Origin of the sequence: Roseitalea sp. MMSF_3546 (genome assembly GCF_030732865.1) — a bacterium.
Lineage (GTDB): Bacteria > Pseudomonadota > Alphaproteobacteria > Rhizobiales > Rhizobiaceae > Roseitalea.
The window spans coordinates 1-17116 of record NZ_JASHKB010000043.1; the positions used below are offsets into that span (position 1 = coordinate 1).

A 17116-nucleotide genomic window follows, 5' to 3' on the forward strand; every position below is an offset into this window, starting at 1 on the left:
CCCCCCCCCCCCCCCCCCCCCCGGCCGGGATCGCGAGGTCTGGTCAGGGTCACGTCGCCGATGCCGGGGGTGCCCGGCGCTTCCTTCAATGTCTTCACCCCGTCCGCTTGAAGGAAGTGGGGCCGCAAGCCATTGGCGGAATGAGGATAAATCTCTTCTTTCAATATTTCAGTTTCTTCATGGGGTATGTGTCTGGCACCCCTTCCCACCCACGCGCGCGAGGGTCCTTGCGTGAAACATTGAAAGAAGTCCGCCGCGCCGGATTTCCGTTGCGGGACTGAGGCTTGGGCGGGGACTTCCTTCAAATGAAGGATGGGGGCCGTTGAAGGAAGCATCGTCCCGACCCTCACCGCAGCGCCCGGAAGCGCATGGCCTTCCGGCCCCCGGTCTCCTGCTCGACCGTGACGATGTCGCCGCTCTCGACCAGCGTGAGCAGGATGTCGTCGCGGTCGCGCGCCCGGAGCCATTGCGAGGCGCGGGTCAGCTCGGACTTGGTGACGCCGGCCGATCCTGCCTTGCGGATGATCTCGCGCAGGCGTTTCAGATGCGCCTCGGTCTCGGTGTCGGCGACATGGCGCTCGACGGCGTCGATGGTGCGCCGGGCGAAGTGGCGCACGAAGTCGATGGCCCAGACGGCCTCCTCGACCCGGATGACGGGATGGACCGCATCGCGCCCCACGGCGAGGACGAGCGAGACCTTGGCTGCGTTCTCCGCGATCCGGGCGAGGATCGGCGTCTGGAACGTGCCGGCCGCGGCCCTGAGCTCGGCGGTGATCTCCTCGCCGAGCGCGTCGAAGCGCGCCTGCGCGTCGTCGTCCATCGGCACGGTCATCGGATCGACGGCGGTCTCGGGTCCGGAGGTTCGGCCGGCCAGGTTGCCGCTCGCCCCGCCACCCTCGGCAAGACGCTGCAGCCCTGCGATCAGCGGTCGCGGCGACGTGCGCAACCCGGCGCGGCGGTTCTCGTCCGGGTAGTCCTCCTCGCTCGGCAGGATGATGAAACGGGCGAGTGAGCCATCGACGACATTGGCGCCTTGCAGCGCCCCCCAGAAATGCAGAGGTGTCGTCGTGCCGTAGACGCAGAGGCAGGGCTGGACGATGTCGCGCCGCTCGTTCGAGCCGTCCCGGTTGGCGTATTCCGCGCCGAGGAAGACCCCGCAGGCCGCGGTGTAGAGCTCGGTCATGTTGTCGAGGATCTCGGTGACATGGCGCGGGCTGCGTTTCCGGTCGGCCGCCGCCGCGAGGAACATGCCGAACTCGTCGATCTGGAACAGGATCGCCGGTTGACGGTGCAGCGCGGTCAGGAGCCCCGCGCCGGAGGCGATCTTGTTGCCGCCGAGGTGGTGCGCGAGTCCGGCCTCGAAGAACAGCTCGTTGACGACCTCGCGGGCGTGGTTCTTGCCCGATCCGCTGTCCGCGATGCCGACGATGTAGAGGTTCGTGCGCAGGTCGGTCGTCGTGCGGTAGCGCCGCCCCATCAGCGCGCCGAGGGCGCAGAGGCTGGCGCCCACCGCGAGAAGCGGCTGCGGTCTGCGCGCGGTGTCGATCATGTACCGCGCGAGATCGCCCACGAGCCCGCCCGGGATCGTCAGCGTGAAGGACGGCGCAGGCGGGAGGATCGACATCGGGGCTTCGGGCTGAGCGAGCCGCGCAAGGAGGCCCGCCGCGGGATGCTCGTCTGCCGCACAAGCCTTCTGACTGCCGTCGAGCAGCAGGTCGGGGTCGGGCCGCCAGCCCTTCTCCATGGCGAGGTGATAGATCGTGCCGGCGCCGATCCGCGCGGGCCTGAAGCTCGCCCACGCCTTCGCCGTCGCGGCCGGATCGTTCTTGGCCGCCTGCGCCGACCAGTCGGCGAAGAGCGTAGCGCCCTCCTCGCCCAGCGCGCCCTTCAGCGCCATGCCGAGGCGCATCCAGCTGTCGTAGTCGAGCTCGGCGTTCGGCAACCAGGCGAGCGCGCTCCGGATCGCCGCCAGCGTGCCAGCCTGCGCACGCGCCGGCAGACAGGGATGTCCGGCGCCGTTCGCCCCCTTCGCGCCGAGGCTCTTCGGGCGCAGCTCGGGCGGGATCAGCGCCAGCGCCTCGTCGAGGAACGCCGCTGCCCGTTCGGCGTCGATCTCGGGCAGGCTCTCGATGTCGAGATCCGCAATTCCCTCGTCCGGCCACGCATAGGGCTGGCCGGTGTCGGGATGCTTGGCATAGGCCACGAACTGCTGCCCGAGGCAGAGCATCTCGAGCGGCGCGCGCCGGATCCCGGCGAAGGGCTCGGTCGCGCGATAGACCATGAGCCGCTTCGGCGGCTTGCCGATCCTGAGCGCCGGGGTGTCCCCCAGCCGTTCGCGGGCCAGTCGCTCGATGTGCAGCGCCAGCTCGCTGTCCTCGGCGATGTCGATGTCGAGTGCTGCGACCGTACCGCCGACGATCCCGACACCGCAGTCGGGCCAGGTGGACCAGGTCGCGACCTCGATCTCGGTGGTGGCGCGGCTCGCATGCCGGTTCCACTGCGGATAGTCGTGCCAGGCCGCGCGGGCGAACTGGCCGGGCTTCTTGGTGCCGGGCGCGATCGGCAGGATCGCGTAGCCGTTGGTCACAAGACGCGCGCCGACGCGCGCCATCCACGAGGTGTCCGCCATCAGAAGGGCACCTCCGGGACCATGCCGTCGAGCCGCGCGCGGTCCTTGGCCGCGAGCTCACGCAGGTGGTCGCAGTAGCCGGTGACGATCACCTCGACGAAGGTGTCCCACTCCTCCTCGGTGAGCTGGGCGAGATCGGTCCGGCCGAGGCTGTCGAGATAGGCGCCGCCGGCCTTGCCACCCTCGACCATGGCCGCCGTCTCATTCGGGGTCGGATCGATCATGCCCGACCTCCGGTGGCAGATGTCCTGGCAAGCCCGGCTGCAGAGGTCTCTGCGGCTCGTGTCGCGCTGCGGGTCGGAGACGCGGAAGCGCGCGTCGAACCAGCCCCAACCGCGGGGTTCTCGATGGCAGACGGCGCAGAGCCCGGCACGGACGTAAGGCATGGGGCGAACCTGTAGGCGGTTATCTCGGTGAAGCGGCCCGCGGGGCGGACGGCGATCTCGGTGGGCCGGCGCAGCCGGTCCGCCAGGATGAGCGCTTCGTCGACGGACGCAGGGATCTCCAGCTCGGGCGCCCGCTCGCGCCACCAGCTCGCGGCCTTTCGGCGCGGAAAGCCCTCGTGCTCGAAGCAGACCCATTCCGTGTGGAAGGCGAGACCGCAGCGGTAAGTGACCTTCAGCGAGACCCGCCCGCCGCGCTTCTCGTGGCGGCTGTAGGTGACGTCGGTGACGCCGACCCATTGCGGCTTGCCGGTGGACAGCACCTCCAGCGTCGAGGCGGTCGGCTCGAGCTTCACCTCGCGGCCGGGGAACTCGAAGCCACAGCCGGGACATTCGAGCGCCGCGATGGCCACGATGGTCCCGCATTCGGGGCAGATCTTCGTGGGCGGCGGCCCGTCGCCCGGACCGCGCGGCCGCTTTGGCCGCACCAGATCGATAGGGCCATGCCGGCGGACATTCCCCGCGAAATCGAGAACGAGGCAGTTCTCCTTGCCCTCGGCGAGCCGCGTGCCCCGACCGGCCATCTGGACGTAGAGCCCGGCCGACTTGGTGGGCCGCAGCATGGCGATCAGATCGACGGCCGGCGCGTTGAAGCCCGTCGTCAGCACGCCCATCGACGCCAGCGCCCTGACCTCGCCGCGCTTGAAGGCGGCGATGATCCGGTCACGCTCGTCCTTCGGCGTCTTGCCGAAGATGGTGGCGCAGCTGACCCCGCGGCGGCGGAACTCTTCGGCGACATGGGTGGCGTGGCGGACACCCGAGCAGAAAGCGAGCCAGGACCGGCGCGTCTCGCCATGGGCGATCACCTCGGCCACGGCCGCGCGCGTGATGGCGTCCTGGTCGACAGCGTCCTCGAGGTCGCGCGCGATGAACTCGCCGCCGCGCGATCCCACGCCCGTCACATCGAGCCGGGTCTGCGTCTGCTTCGAGATGAGCGGGGCGAGATAGCCCTGATCGATCAGGTCGCGGACCGACACCTCGTACGCGATGTCGGTGAAGAGCGCATTCTCGCCTTCGTGCAGCATGCCGCTGTCGAGCCGGAAGGGCGTCGCCGTCAGACCGATCACCTTGAGCGCGGGGTTGATCGCCTGCAGATCTTTGAGGAAGCGGCGATACATGGTGTTCGACCGCCCGGGGATCAGATGGGCCTCGTCGATCAGCACCAGATCGGCATGGCCGATGCGCGTCGCCTTGTCGTGGATCGACTGGATGCCGGCGAAGAGGATCCGGGCCCGCGCATCGCGGCGGCCGAGACCGGCCGAGTAGATGCCCGCCGGCGCCTCGGGCCAGAGCCCCAGCATCTCGGCATGGTTCTGCGCGATCAGCTCGCGCACATGGGTGACGACGAGCACGCGCTGATCCGGCCAGGCCTTGAGCACGCCGTCGATGAAGGCGGCCATGACGAGGCTCTTGCCGCCGGCCGTGGGGATCACGACGAGCGGGTTGCCGCTCTCCTTCTCGAAATAGCCGTAGATCGAGGTGATCGCGGCCTGCTGGTAGGGTCGCAGGGTCAGCATGCGGCGGCCTCCTTGTCGCGGGCGTCGTTGGTCCAGGCCGAGCCGTCGCGCATACGGTAGGAGACGAAGTCCTCGCCTGCGTCGGTCACCTCGCCGGGGACGAGATCGGGGATGAACAGGTGCCGGGCGCAGGCGCGGCGCTGGTCGGCCGGGTCGAGCAGCCGGTCGTGGCGCGCGCAGTGCCAGCCACCTTCGATGGGCGTGGAATGCAGGCAGGACCGGCAGGTGACAGCCGCGGCCTCCTCGCCGTGGCAGAGCCCGTGGTGGTCGCAGAACCGGCACTCGAACCAGGCGGGATCCGCGCTGATCTGCTCGGGAGGATGCTGGGCGAAGATGATCCGCCGCGCCTTTTCCAGCAGGCGCTCGCCCATCGCGGGGTCAGCCGGGACGCGCTCGATGTGCAGCGCGTCCGTGTCCTTGCAGACCGCGACGTAGATCGCCCGCGTGATGCCGCTCAGGTGCATGTACACCTGCATCTGCGCGGCGTGCTGGGGCTTCGCGAGCACGACACCCTTGGCGACCAGCTCGGCGAAACTCTTCGCGGAATGCGTCTTGAACTCGACGACGTGCCACGTCTTCGGCGCCTCGAGCAGGCCGAGGGCGACGGCGTCGAGCGAGCCGCCGAAGTGACCGCCATGGGCCTCGACGCGGAACTGCCGTCCGGTCTCGGGATCCACCTCCAGCACCGTCGCGCCGGTGGCGCGCAGGTCGCGGACGAGACGGGCCTCCTCCAGCTGACCGGTCTCGAACAGCCGCAGGATGCGGCCGGTGTGCCGCGCGGGCGTCGCCCATCGGAAATCGTACCAGAGCGCCCGGGCGCAGGACTTGCCGATCAGCGAGGCGCCGAGGTGGTCGCGGAAGCCGTCGCCCTGCCGGGCCTCGTAGGAGGCGTAGATCGCGGAGAGGGTCGGCGTCGGGGGTTCGGGAAGCTCGGCCATCAGCACGCCTCCTCCCGCTCGAGCCGCGCCCGCGCCTCCGCCAGCACCGCGGTCCAGGCGGCGCTGTCATGGCGTTCGCGCAGGACGGCGATGATCATGTCCTTGAGCCGTTCGCGCCGGCGGCGGCCGCCCTGATGGGCGACGATCTCTGCGCGCTCGCGGTTGAGGTGGCGCAGCGCCGTGCGCGCGCGGTGAAACCAGTCGGGGTCGATCGGCTTGGCTGTCCGCTGCCGCGTCAGTTCGGCGGTCGCGATCTGCGTGCGGATCTTCGCGATGGCGTCCTCGATCTCGATCAGGCGCCGGGTGTCGTCAGGCAAGCCGGGGGCGTTCGCGGCCGCGCAGGCCGCGTCGGTGGTGTCGGTCATGGTCGGTCTCTCGGGTCTGGCGATGTCCGGGCCGCCGCGAATGTCAGCCCGCGGCGGCCGAGGGTGTCAGCTCTTGCGGTTCCAGGGAGCGGTGGCCGTGCGGGCGGGCGCCGACTGCGCGGGCGCGCTGGCCGGCTGCGTCGCGGCGGGCTTGGAGGGGGTCGCCTGCGCCGGGGCCTCCGGCACGAGGTAGCGGATCGTGTTGCGCTCGCCGTAGCCGTCCTTCGGGGGCTTCACGCCGACCTGGATCGTCATCGGGATCAGGTGCAGCTCCTCGCTGTCGTTCACCTGCAGCTTGCCCGTGGCGTGGCAGATCGCCGACAGCGTGCGCTGCGCGATCTCGACCGTAGTCGGGTTGGCGTTCACCAGGTTCAGCTGGTCGAAGACCTTGCGGCCCTGCTGCGGCCCCTCGAGGATGTCGAGCATCAGCCAGAGATACTTCCCCATCCCGTTCTTCGTGACGCGCATCTCGCTCTCGACGATCTGGGCGCGGTACTTGCCCGCAGGCAGGATCTCGTAGGCGGTGGTGGGCTCGATGCCGGCGGCGTCAAAGGCGGTGTCGAAACGTGCCATCGTGCTGTCCTTTCAGTCGTAATCAGGCGGATTGGGGCATGGCGGCCAGGAACTCCGACCACTCGAGCGGGAGGGTTTCCGGCAGGCCGTATCGGTTCTTGGCGAGGAAGGCGGGGCGCTCCTCGGTGTGCATGACGCGCGCGCCGGACCCGAGCGCCCGGGTGACCTTCTTGTTGAAGCCGACGTCGGACTTGCTGACCGAGATCCGGTAGTTGGCGAAAAGCACCACGTCCGAGTGCTCCTGCAGCAGCGCGGACGCGCGGGCCTGCAGCTTGATCACGTACCGGTCGTAGGGTTCGTGCTCGGGGCTGTCGAAGCGCTTGATGTCGGTGTGGGCGATCTGGATGACCGCCATCCCCTTCCGGTCGCGGAGCGCGTTCAGCTTGTCGATGTATTCGCGCCAGATGTTCAGCGCCTCGGCATAGCCCTTGCCGAAGCCCGGGCTTTCGATCGACTGCCATCCGTTCCGCCGGCAGGCCTCGGCCCAGATCAGCGGCTCCAGCCAGTCCACGCTGTCGACGACCACCGTCGAATAGGCGTGGTCCTCGTCGAGCAGGGCGTCGAGTGCCTCCGCGACCTCCGCGTAGCTGGTCGCCAGCGGGAAGTGCGGCACCTGCAGCTTGCCGAGACCGTCCTCAGTAAGCACGAAGACCGGCGCGTCGGCGGACGCGGCGAAGGTGGACTTGCCGATACCGGCGACGCCGTGGATCAGCACGCGCGGCGGACGCAGCACCGTCGAGGTTTGCAGGGATGCGAGCGAGATGGCCATCAGCGCACCTCCTCGCCGAGCAGCAGCCGCAACTTGGGCTTGCCGGTGCGGACCGTGCGCGCGGGCTCGAACTCCTGCCGGACGTCCGTGGGCCAGGCGGTGTATTTCCGCTCGGGCACGCTGAACGCGATGTCGACGTATTCGGTGGGATCGGCGCCGTCGGTCCGGATCCGCTCGACCAGTCCGGCGAGCATCGCCTGGTCCCAGTCGACGCGCTTGGGGAGCTCGGCGACTACGGTGACCTGGCCGTCCTGCAGCCGGACGGTGCCGGTGTCCTTGCCCTCCGCGCGGCGCGCCTCCTGCGCCTGGTCGCCGTACTTCAGCGCGATGGCGCCATCGAGCCAGTCGCAGAGGGTCTTCGCGGCGCGCAGCCGCTCGTCGGCGTCCTGCTTCAGGAGCGCCAGCTCATCGCCCGGCAGCGCGGCGATCTCACCGACCGGCAGGGTGGGCAGGTCGTCGAGGGTGATGCGGTTGGGGATCGTCATGGCCACCCCCTCACGCCAGCTTCACGGCGGGCTTGTCGGCCGTGCTCGAGCAATGCCGGTTGGCCTCGTAGGCCTCGACATCCTCGAGCCGGTACACGACCCGGCCGCCGATCTTGATGAAGGCGGGGCCCTCACCGGTCCAACGCCAGCGTTCCAACGTGCGCGGGCTGATCTTCCATCGAGCCGCCAGCTCGACCTGGTTGAGATGCGTGACTGACATCGTCGTCTCCTTCGCGATTGGCCGAATGCCTGCGAAGGACCATCGCCGACGGGGAGGAAGGCACCGGGTAGGCAGCTGGGAGGCAGAGCGGGAGTTCGCGAAGTTCGGTGCCCCGAAACGTCGAAAGGCCGCCCCGAAGGACGGCCTTTCGTAGAAACCGAGGTCTCAGGATCAGGGATCGATCCAGCAGTTCCCGTCATCGAACCTGATGAATCGCTGCCAGTCGTTGCGGCGGCCGAAGGCTTTCTTCAGCGTGTTCACCTGACCACCGTAGCCCGCCTCTTCCAACACTGCCGCTATTCGAACGACGGGCGACTTGGACCAGTAGGCTGCGAACAGGATCTGCAGCAGCCGACGCTGCTTGTCTCCGCCGAAGGTCAGAGTTTCACCGCGGTGCCAGACCAGCCCGCATTCTTCCGAATGATCGATCGGGAACCGGCGCTGGACCTGACCCGGAAACACGCGGGCCCCGAGCGCATGCGGCGAGATCGCGAGCCTGCCCGGGGCGCCGAGCACATCGGCCACGCCGACGATCACGTTTCGCTTGCTGAGTGTAGTGGGGATGCGATCGCCCGATGTCGACGTCAGGATGACCCGGACCTCTTCAGGCGGCCTACGCTCGAGGAGTGCATCGAGTTTGGTCCAGACGGCTGGATCGGCAAGACGGCGCGCGAACCAGACCGGCACCGGCGACTTCGCACCCGTCAGCCTGATCGTCCCGACGTCCCAGACGAAGCCGTCGATCAAGGGGTTCGGACGCGACGGCCCGGCACGCTCGAAGGCCACCAGCATCTTCGCCAATACCAGCGGATAGTCGACGGCACAGGCGGCGATTTCCCCCGCTTCCACGGTGATCCAGCGACCGACGCTGTCGCGATACCCGTACTGCCCGCGCTCCGGGCACCATTCCGCCGGAATGGGCTCGTCCTCATAGCCATCCATCGCGGCGACGACCGGGATGCGCCCGGTCGCCACCAACAGCCTGGCCTCGAGCAGCTTGTCCGCTGCCCGAGGCGCCACCTGCCTAAGCGTGGCCACCTGCACCTTGCCGACGCGGGTTTCCATCGCCTGGAGCAGCAGATCCACGGCCGTCTTAGTCAACGAGGTCACCGATATCGGCGGTGTCGGTCAGGATCCCCCAGCGCCGCAGGTACTTCTCTCCGATCAGGCGCTCATGCGGGGTCATGTCCTTGAGGTTGCACCCGTGGGGCATTGTGACGGTGAGCGTCAGGGATTTGCCACGGCCGCCTTCGGGTCCGGGGTGGAACTTGATGGTGAACCGGGCGCGCGTGATGACCCACTCCGGCGCCTCGGTCGCGACCGGCAGGAGGTGCCCCGTGCCACCGATGTCGAGGCCGATCCGCTTCTCGGCCATTTCCCAGATCGTCCGCTCGGCGCCCGACATGGATTCCAGCGTGATCCGCTCGCCTCGCTCCCCCAGCTCCATGAAGCGCAGCTCCTTCACGGTGACGCCCATGATCCCGTCCTCGGGATCGGTCGGGAAATCGAAGGGCTTCAGGAGCATGCTCAGGTCGTATTCGCGCCACGGGATATGCTTCTCCTTGAAGTCGATCCCGAGCAGATCCCGCGCCATGAACGCGGTCAGGTCCCTCCGGTCATCGAGCGTGTTGGCCACGACCTCGATGACGCCGGTTTCAGCCTCGTAGGTCAGGGCGGCCTCGAACACCGGCTTCACGATGCGCCGCTGCAGCTTGCTCTTCGCATCGAAGCCCAGCATGTCTTCCGGCCGTCCCTCGCGATACACGGCGACCTGCACCAGATCGCATTCCTGGTCATCGAGGATGATGCGATGCCGGTCGAAGATATCGACATGGACATGCGGGGTCTCGAAGCGGTCGCGGATGGCCTTGGTGAAGGCCGCAACGGAGATTGGATCGCGGCGGACCGTGCAGTCTTTCTCGACTTCGAAGCCGCTCCAGGACCGACCCCGGCGCCGTTCGTCGTTGTAGCGGACCTCTTCCGCCAGGCGGAAGCGATCAGGCTCCTTGAGGAAGACCCAGAGCGAACGGTTGTTGGCGCCCTCGAGGGTCCCGAAGACTGCGCGGTTCAGCACGACGTTCTGCAGTGCGTTCTGGCCCGGCTCATCGGCGAGCGCTGCGACACGACCGGCGTCGAGGATGACCCGCTGCTTTTCGTCCTCGGACATGCCGTCGACGGCCTTGACCAGCGGCTCGACCACCTCGGGCTCGGGCCTGGCCCAGTCGATCGGCGGAAGCGAGGTGAACCCACCGGCCGTGAAGTAGTCCTTCAGGCGGGTGATCGGGGTCTTGCGGAGGAATGCAGTGATGGCGGTCATCGGGGGCCCTTTCGTGCCGGGGAGGAGGAGGGAATCAGCGCAGCGATACGCTGACGTTCGATATACATCGAACAAGCCGCCACGTCTACTTGCGCAGCACGAATTCGTTCGGCATACCGAACAAGCCGCCAGCACCAAGGAATCAAGGATGATGCGATGACCACGTCCCTCGGCGCCAAGATCAAGCGCCACCGCCAGGAGAAGGGATACTCGCTCGACAAGCTCGCCGAGCTCACCGACTCGAGCAAGAGCTACATCTGGGAACTGGAGAACCGCGACACCCGCAAGCCCTCAGGCGAAAAGCTGACACGTATCGCTCAGGCTCTGGAGGTCACGACCGACTACCTGCTCGACGACACGGCGGAGCCAGGTGACGAGGTTCTGAAGGAGGCGTTCTTCCGAAAGTTCAGCAAGCTCAAGCCGGAGGATCAGGAGAAGATACAGCAGATGATCGACATGTGGGGGAAGAAGGATTGAGCTTGCCCACGACGCCGCAGGGTTGGGCAATCCGCCTGACGCAGATCCTGTCGCTGCATCAGGCAGCACACGGCCTGCCGCGATTCCCGGTGGACGTGGGAGCGTTGGCGCAAGATTTCTCGCGGCAGGTCTTTCCAGATGCGCCGATCTCTATGGTCGGCGGCCTGGATCTGTCCAAGGGCGTCGAGGGCATGCTCATGCCGCGCCCGGACGGCTCTGGCGAATGGGGCATCATCTACAACGAATCCATCCGGTCCGTCGGGCGGCGCAACTTCACGCTGGCCCACGAGCTGGGCCACTACCTTCTGCATCGGCAAGATCATCCCGGCGGGCTCCAATGCACCAACCGGAACATGGGGGATTGGGACGGCTCCCGGAACAGGATCGAGGCGGAGGCGAACACCTTCGCCTCCTATCTCCTTATGCCGCTCGACGATTTCCGCGCACAGATCAAGGGGCGTGCGATCGACATCGACGTGATAACCGAGTTGGCCGACCGCTATGCCGTGTCGCTGACCGCGGCGATCCTGAAATGGATGACCATCACCGACAAGCGCGCCATGATCGTGGTCGGCAAGGAGGGTTTCATCGACTGGGCCTGGTCCAGCGAGCCATTGATCAGGTCCGGGATCTACTATGCCGCGCGGCAATCCGTGATCGAGCTTCCTCCAGAGTCTCTGGCCGCTCGTGAAGTGGACGGGGACACCGGCCGACATGGTGAGCGTCACGGACCTGGGGTCTGGCCGGGGAACGAACCAGTACACGAGATGACCGTGTTCTCGCCTAGCAACGAGATGACGATCTCCTTGCTGATCTATCCCGACCGGGCGCCGTCGCGTTGGGAAGCAGCCGAACTCGAGGAAGAGCCAACAGAGGATACGTTCGAAAGGTTCATGGCGGGGAAAGCGGGAGGCTGATGATGAGCCATGTCATCATGCGCCGCGAGACAGGCCGCCGACTCGGTGTGGACGTCGGCGCAGCAGAGATCGCGATGTCGCTGCATGCCGACTTAGTCGTGAACGGACGACAGGAGAGCTGTGGAGACGGTTGCGGGTAATGAGCCAAGCTCCCAAGAAAGAGGTGAAGGCAGAACAGAGCGGCTCCAGTCCGGTCGGGCGCGGGGGTGCAGGCACCTATATTGAGGGCCAGCTTGGCGCCTATTATCTCCTCCAGATGCTCGCTGGCAGCGACGCGCGCGGCCTCCCCAATGCCAAGATCGAGCGGGTGCAGCTTCAGGGCGAGAATGAAGGATATGCCCTAGATGACCTGATCGTGCACGGTGTTTCGGACAAAGGCACCGCGCTTCTCGAGATCCAGTCGAAACGCACAATCCGCTTTTCGCCCAAAGACTCTATCTTTAAGGGCGTCTGCGAACAGATCGTGCGCAGCAATCCCGCTCAGAAGCCGACGGACCGCCATTTACTGGCGGTTGCGACCCAGCGAACCAGCTATTCTATCTCTGGCCCCTATCAGGACGTGCTCGAATGGGCGCATAGAGCGGAAAGCGGCGTTCAATTTTTCGCTCGGTTAGCCCTCCCAGGTGTCGCCAGCGAGGAGATGCGCAGTTTCGCCAAATCGTTCCGCAGCAATCTTGTGGCTCACGGAGTGGCGGACAAGGACGAAGCCGTCTGGGCCATAATCCGCAGGTTCATGATCCTCGAGTTCGATTTCGAATCTGCTGCACCGGAGGCGAAGGCCCATGCTCTGACACTGGCCCGTCAGGTCCTCGCGCCGGAAGATGCGACACGTGCCGAGGCACTTTGGAGCAATCTTATCGAAATCGTCATCGAGACGGGAAAGGCCGGTGGCTCGGTCACGCGCTTATCGCTCATCGAGAGGCTGACGACGCGTGGCTTCCACCTTGTCGGCGATCAGAATTTTTCGCTCGCGCGCGCCAAGCTGGCGGAGATGTCGCGCCACGCACTCATGGAGATCGGGACCACTGTCGGCGGCGTCAATCTCCCCCGCCTTGGCGCGCTTGCCGATCTCGAGAAAGCGCGCGACGGGAATCGCTTCATCGAGATCATTGGTAAACCGGGCGTGGGCAAGTCCTGGGTCTTGAGACATCTTGCTGAGCGGATAGGCCGTGAGGGCCATGTCATCGTCCTTGATCCCGTAGGCACGCCCGACGGGGGATGGTCGGCGCTCGCGCAACGTCTCGAAATGCCCGGGACCGCCAAGAATTTCTTGTGGAACCTGGCGGCCGGTGGTGGCGGGGTCTTGTTCATTGACGGCCTCGAGATGTTCACGTCCGTCGAGCGCCGCCGCACAGTGAATGACTTGCTGCGCGAGATTGCAGAGGTCCCAGGCTTCTCCGTAGTCGTGTCCAAACGGCCCGATGTCGGCGTCGAAGACACTGGCTGGGTCGCCGAAGACGCACTCGCGAAGTTGGGTACGCCCTGCCAAGTGGTCGTGGGCGAACTGAACGACGACGAGGTTGCAGCCCTGAGCACTGCCGCCCCGGAACTGCGCGCTCTGCTGTCGCGGGATCATCCGGCCGCGAGCATTGCGCGCAATCTCTATCGGTTGGCCCAATTGCTCAAGGTCCCGAGCTCGGCCAACATTCGTACTGAAGCGGCGCTCGCCGACCGATGGTGGAAGAGTGCCGATGGCGCAAAGCCAGATGATGTCCGCCCGGCGCAACGGCTCTTGGCCGAGCTAGCAGAAGCGGCGCTGGCAGGACAGGACCTGGTAGAGGCGTCGACGGACACACCGGCACGAGCTCATCTACTGCATAGCCTGACCCTGTCCGAACCGAAGCGCGACCATCTCAGCTTCTACCATGACGTGCTCCGCGACTGGGCTATCGGCGCGCGTCTCAACGAAGACATCACGTTGCTCGACAACGTCGATCTTTCCGTACCGCCATCGCCGCGGGTAGCACGTGGCATCGAGTTTGCCGGTCGCTTCGCGCTTGAACAGGGACCGGACGGCTCGAACTGGACGGCCCTCCTTGAGGCCCTCTCGCGACCAGGCGCCCATGATGCATGGCGTCGCCAAGCGCTCATGGCGATCATGCGATCCGAGCTGTCGTCGCGGCTTCTGAGCCGCTGCCGCGCTGCATTGCTTGCCGATGGGGGCGCGTTGCTCGTCGAGATCTGTACCGCCATCGTCGCGACCGAAACGATCTCGGCCGCATCCGCCTTCAAGGAGATCGCCGCGACGGGCGCCGAGCTTCCTGTCGAGGCACCGGGCTCTTTGCGCATCGCCACGACGCTTTCGGCGCCGACGGTTCTCATGTGGTGCGCTGTGAATGCCGAAGATATCCCAATCCAGGCGATCGCTGGCATCGTGAAGCTCGCTGAAGTCCAGTTCCTCACGATTATGAGCGTCCGCGAACTCGGACGGGTAACGGCGACGATGCTCTTCGGCTGGCTGATGCAACTCGACTTGCGTGACACCAACATTACGATCCCGGGTGTCGCGGATGCGCCACGGTTAGAACGCCAGTCGCACATGACGATGATCGAGGATCTTCGAACCATGGCGCTTCTTACGGCGTCGCACGCGCCGGAAGACACGAAGGCCTATTTGACGGCGATCGCGAAAGAGAACGATCACTACAAGGTCAAGGCAATTCGGCCGTTCAGCAAGGCCTTGGCCAGCGTCGCGCCGAACGAACTTGCGGCGCTTATCACGTCCAGTCTTATTGAACAGCCACGTCGAGGCCGATCACGACGGGATACCCTGAACGGCGCGTTCGGCTTTGCGGATACCGACTACATGCCGGTGTCGCCAGCGCAGCCTCCTTTTCTCGACTTGCTCGATGCAGACCCCGAGATCGGACTCGGCCTAATCCGAACACTCGTTGACGCGGCGGTTGCGCACCGCGCCGATGGCGTGAAGGCGGGAACGGACGGCTTTACTATCGTTTTCGACGGGAAGCCGCGCTTCTTTCCATGGGTCCAGACCTATTACTGGTCACGCTCCAGCCAAGCGCAGGAATACTCTGCGTCTTCTGGACTAATGGCACTCGAAGCTTGGTCACAAGAGCGCCTCGATAGAGGTGAAGATGTTGACGCGGTTCTTCGGGACATCCTTGGACCGGAAGGTAGCTGCGCCGCCTATCTGCTGATCGGGCTCGACGTGCTGCTATCTCATTGGCCGACGACGCGCGACGCGCTTGTCCCGTTTGTGGCTAACCCGGACCTGCTTGCCAACGATCGCACCCGTTTGACGTTGGAGAGTCTTGGAGGGGCGATGATGCTGCAGAAGGAGCCCAAAGGCCGCGTCATGCTTGCCGATCTCGCAAAGCGCCAATCGCGCTCCATCTCGCTTGAGCGACTTATCCCCTATTACATCGGCGAGGATGACTCCGGGCAGAAGGTGCGCTCCTTGTTGGCTGAGGCAGTCGAAAAAGCCGGCTCGTATAGCGACGAAGCGAATTTCGGCGATCCCGCTTTCATGGGATCCTATGCACTCAATATGCTCGACCGGGCGAACTGGGTGGAGGTCGAAGGAGGCCTCGGCTACCAGTCGCCACCCGAAGAAGCCGAGCACCTTGAGCGCCTCGAGGCCCGCCGACAAGCGCATGAGCGATCCAGCACAATTGAAGCGAGAATTCGGCTGGCTATCAGCGATCCAGCGAAGGGTTCGCCAGATCTCGCGCGGGAGGCCGTCAATTACGCTGCCGGCGATGTACCTGACTACAGCGACACAGATTACCTCAAGTCACGATCGACGCGGTTGGTTTCGACGGCCATGCTTGTTGCGCGGGACGGTGAAGATGCTCTCCTTGACGAGCATGAGGACTGGGTTCGTACCGTGATAGGCACGGCCTTGGCAGAAGAGGTCGACCGCTACGGCTCGAACGAACGGCTGGACTTCCACCGGCCAGCGCAGGGCATATGCGCCCTCATCCATCTTTGGCGCCGGAAGCAGCTTGTCTCAGACCGCGACCACCTACTTCGCACAGTCGCTCGGCAAGATCACGCCGCCGTAATTGCGATCACCGCAGCGCGCGAGAGCATCAACGAGGTCAACCCGCAACTGATCAAGGCCGCGGTGCGTATCGCTTTCACCTCGTGTCGTTCGCGTTGGCATCCCCATGATGAGGACGCGTCTACTAGAGAGGCTCACGAGAAGCAGAAGGCGGGACAGGACGCCGACGCGGTTGTCGCGGAGATCGCCTGGCTCGATGGCGGGCTCGAGCCGAACTGGCCAGACCTCCCCGAAGAGACGCCGTCGTTCTCGCGCCAGCCGCGTGCGATCCTCTCACAGAACGGTTCACGCATTGAGATCAAGCATGATGACGACACCTTCAGGCGAAGTTCTAGAGAAGCCATTGTTCGCGTCGACGACCAAATGCTCGCAAAGTGGGTCAGTCTACTCAATGTTGAAGCTAGCGCTCTGCCAAGCTGGTATGACGAGATTGTTGATGCCTATGCGCTTTGGTCGGCGCGGTTGAACGGCCATGGCTATTCCGCTGATGCCGAGCTGAATCAGACGCCCGACGCATGGAATCATCAGTTCTACTCGTTGGCTGCGTCAGCTTTGATGGACGCCACGCAGGGTCGTTTCGAGCTCATCCTGCAGCCGATCCTTGAGCTGCCCGATCGGCCATTCTGCGATGTGGCCGAAACGCTGATTCACGCCGCCGATGTCCGTTATTTCAACGAGCCGAACCGGCCGTCAGATCGCGCGTTCGCTTTGCGGCAGCGGATCGTAACGAGGACGCTCGCGCTGGACCGTTGGTCTTGGGACCGTCGCCGAGGAGACCTCGGGATCGACATCGAAACCGGTCCGACAATCGGCATGCTACTGATGAACCTTCACAATTCCTTCTCGGGCACCAAGACCTATCTAGTTCCCGCCGTGTTTGACCGCATCGATCCCCTTCTTGAAACGGTGCGCCCCATGATGCGGGGCGGCCCCACAGCCTTCATAGCGCTCTGTACGATGAACACCTTGAACGTGGCGCCAACCGCACGGCATCTCGACTTCCTTCTGTTCGCAGTCGAGACGTGGCTCGAAGTAACGAATGGCGACCGTGCAATGTGGCATGAGCTCGGAATTGGTCGAAAGATCACTGAATGGTTCGAAGCGGCGGCGGCCGAGGATCCTTCACTGTATCGCCAGGTTCACCCTTCGCGAAGTCGGATTGACGCAATCCTTGGCCGTCTCGTCAGCCTCGGCGTGTCAGAAGCCCACGAGTTGGAGTTGCAGATCCAAGCAGGAACGCGCTGACGGTCAGAAAGCACCGACGCCGCAGCGCGTCGAGGACTGTGACGAGGCAGGCCGGCGAAAGGCAGCCCGATTTTCGAAGCAACATGAAGGACTTCGGCCCCTCTTGCTTCCACAGTGCTTCGTAAGCGTCCGGTCAGGCGTTGTGGTGGTCAGTTCAGACCACAGCACTTCTTGTATTTTTTGCCCGATCCACAGGG

The 17116-nt window shown here is 65.5% G+C and carries 15 protein-coding genes; 4 read left to right on the plus strand and 11 right to left on the minus strand.

Annotated elements, in window-relative coordinates; translation table 11 throughout:
• Positions 1–346: 346 nt before the first annotated feature.
• The 11 genes from RBB34_RS19080 to RBB34_RS19130 form a co-directional block, all read right to left on the minus strand.
• Positions 347–2629 (minus strand): PriCT-2 domain-containing protein, encoded by a 2283-nt coding sequence (locus RBB34_RS19080; RefSeq protein WP_306120832.1) that lies wholly within the window; start codon positions 2627–2629, stop codon positions 347–349.
• Positions 2629–2853 (minus strand): DUF6511 domain-containing protein, encoded by a 225-nt coding sequence (locus RBB34_RS19085; RefSeq protein ID WP_306120833.1) that lies wholly within the window; start codon positions 2851–2853, stop codon positions 2629–2631. The genes RBB34_RS19080 and RBB34_RS19085 overlap by 1 nt, the downstream gene beginning before the upstream one ends.
• A complete protein-coding gene (locus tag RBB34_RS19090; protein ID WP_306120834.1) occupies positions 2850–4589 on the minus strand; it encodes a DEAD/DEAH box helicase in 1740 nt (579 codons plus the stop codon). The genes RBB34_RS19085 and RBB34_RS19090 overlap by 4 nt, the downstream gene beginning before the upstream one ends.
• Positions 4583–5527 carry a PD-(D/E)XK nuclease family protein gene (locus RBB34_RS19095; RefSeq protein WP_306120835.1) on the minus strand — a complete coding sequence of 315 codons (945 nt, stop codon included), beginning with the start codon at positions 5525–5527 and terminating at the stop codon, positions 4583–4585. The genes RBB34_RS19090 and RBB34_RS19095 overlap by 7 nt, the downstream gene beginning before the upstream one ends.
• On the minus strand, positions 5527–5892 hold the full coding sequence (locus RBB34_RS19100) for a hypothetical protein (protein ID WP_306120836.1): 366 nt from the start codon (positions 5890–5892) through the stop codon (positions 5527–5529). The genes RBB34_RS19095 and RBB34_RS19100 overlap by 1 nt, the downstream gene beginning before the upstream one ends.
• Before the next feature lie 66 nt (positions 5893–5958).
• Positions 5959–6465 (minus strand): DUF669 domain-containing protein, encoded by a 507-nt coding sequence (locus RBB34_RS19105; protein ID WP_306120837.1) that lies wholly within the window; start codon positions 6463–6465, stop codon positions 5959–5961.
• A gap of 22 nt (positions 6466–6487) precedes the next feature.
• Positions 6488–7234: an ATP-binding protein gene (locus tag RBB34_RS19110; RefSeq protein WP_306120838.1), complete on the minus strand. Its 747-nt coding sequence runs from the start codon at positions 7232–7234 to the stop codon at positions 6488–6490.
• Entirely contained in the window at positions 7234–7719 is a 486-nt protein-coding gene (locus tag RBB34_RS19115; protein ID WP_306120839.1) for a hypothetical protein, read from the minus strand. The genes RBB34_RS19110 and RBB34_RS19115 overlap by 1 nt, the downstream gene beginning before the upstream one ends.
• Before the next feature lie 10 nt (positions 7720–7729).
• Positions 7730–7939 carry a helix-turn-helix domain-containing protein gene (locus tag RBB34_RS19120; protein WP_021096360.1) on the minus strand — a complete coding sequence of 70 codons (210 nt, stop codon included), beginning with the start codon at positions 7937–7939 and terminating at the stop codon, positions 7730–7732.
• Between the two features lie 171 nt (positions 7940–8110).
• Positions 8111–9025, minus strand: coding sequence for a hypothetical protein (locus tag RBB34_RS19125; protein ID WP_306120840.1), 915 nt, complete (start codon positions 9023–9025; stop codon positions 8111–8113).
• Positions 9026–9032: 7 nt separating this feature from the next.
• A complete protein-coding gene (locus RBB34_RS19130) occupies positions 9033–10256 on the minus strand; it encodes a hypothetical protein (protein ID WP_306120841.1) in 1224 nt (407 codons plus the stop codon).
• A 156-nt stretch (positions 10257–10412) separates the two neighbouring features.
• On the opposite strand from RBB34_RS19130, the gene RBB34_RS19135 reads away from it, so the two are divergent.
• From RBB34_RS19135 to RBB34_RS19150, 4 genes are read left to right on the plus strand one after another with little or no spacing between them, the layout of a single operon-like run.
• Entirely contained in the window at positions 10413–10733 is a 321-nt protein-coding gene (locus RBB34_RS19135) for a helix-turn-helix transcriptional regulator (RefSeq protein ID WP_132953416.1), read from the plus strand.
• Positions 10730–11650: an ImmA/IrrE family metallo-endopeptidase gene (locus tag RBB34_RS19140; protein WP_306120842.1), complete on the plus strand. Its 921-nt coding sequence runs from the start codon at positions 10730–10732 to the stop codon at positions 11648–11650. The genes RBB34_RS19135 and RBB34_RS19140 overlap by 4 nt, the downstream gene beginning before the upstream one ends.
• Positions 11651–11652: 2 nt before the next feature.
• Positions 11653–11790: a hypothetical protein gene (locus RBB34_RS19145; RefSeq protein ID WP_306120843.1), complete on the plus strand. Its 138-nt coding sequence runs from the start codon at positions 11653–11655 to the stop codon at positions 11788–11790.
• Positions 11790–16919 carry a hypothetical protein gene (locus RBB34_RS19150; protein WP_306120844.1) on the plus strand — a complete coding sequence of 1710 codons (5130 nt, stop codon included), beginning with the start codon at positions 11790–11792 and terminating at the stop codon, positions 16917–16919. The genes RBB34_RS19145 and RBB34_RS19150 overlap by 1 nt, the downstream gene beginning before the upstream one ends.
• The last annotated feature ends 197 nt before the right edge of the window (positions 16920–17116 follow it).

Excerpts from the sequence above, each read along its gene's own strand:
- RBB34_RS19080 (WP_306120832.1), bottom strand. The coding sequence starts at position 2,629 with ATGGCGGACACCTCGTGGATGGCGCGCGTCGGCGCGCGTCTTGTGACC.
- RBB34_RS19085 (WP_306120833.1), bottom strand. The coding sequence starts at position 2,853 with ATGATCGATCCGACCCCGAATGAGACGGCGGCCATGGTCGAGGGTGGC.
- RBB34_RS19090 (WP_306120834.1), bottom strand. The coding sequence starts at position 4,589 with ATGCTGACCCTGCGACCCTACCAGCAGGCCGCGATCACCTCGATCTAC.
- RBB34_RS19095 (WP_306120835.1), bottom strand. The coding sequence starts at position 5,527 with ATGGCCGAGCTTCCCGAACCCCCGACGCCGACCCTCTCCGCGATCTAC.
- RBB34_RS19100 (WP_306120836.1), bottom strand. The coding sequence starts at position 5,892 with ATGACCGACACCACCGACGCGGCCTGCGCGGCCGCGAACGCCCCCGGC.
- RBB34_RS19105 (WP_306120837.1), bottom strand. The coding sequence starts at position 6,465 with ATGGCACGTTTCGACACCGCCTTTGACGCCGCCGGCATCGAGCCCACC.
- RBB34_RS19110 (WP_306120838.1), bottom strand. The coding sequence starts at position 7,234 with ATGGCCATCTCGCTCGCATCCCTGCAAACCTCGACGGTGCTGCGTCCG.
- RBB34_RS19115 (WP_306120839.1), bottom strand. The coding sequence starts at position 7,719 with ATGACGATCCCCAACCGCATCACCCTCGACGACCTGCCCACCCTGCCG.
- RBB34_RS19120 (WP_021096360.1), bottom strand. The coding sequence starts at position 7,939 with ATGTCAGTCACGCATCTCAACCAGGTCGAGCTGGCGGCTCGATGGAAG.
- RBB34_RS19130 (WP_306120841.1), bottom strand. The coding sequence starts at position 10,256 with ATGACCGCCATCACTGCATTCCTCCGCAAGACCCCGATCACCCGCCTG.
- RBB34_RS19135 (WP_132953416.1), top strand. The coding sequence starts at position 10,413 with ATGACCACGTCCCTCGGCGCCAAGATCAAGCGCCACCGCCAGGAGAAG.
- RBB34_RS19145 (WP_306120843.1), top strand. The coding sequence starts at position 11,653 with ATGAGCCATGTCATCATGCGCCGCGAGACAGGCCGCCGACTCGGTGTG.
- RBB34_RS19150 (WP_306120844.1), top strand. The coding sequence starts at position 11,790 with ATGAGCCAAGCTCCCAAGAAAGAGGTGAAGGCAGAACAGAGCGGCTCC.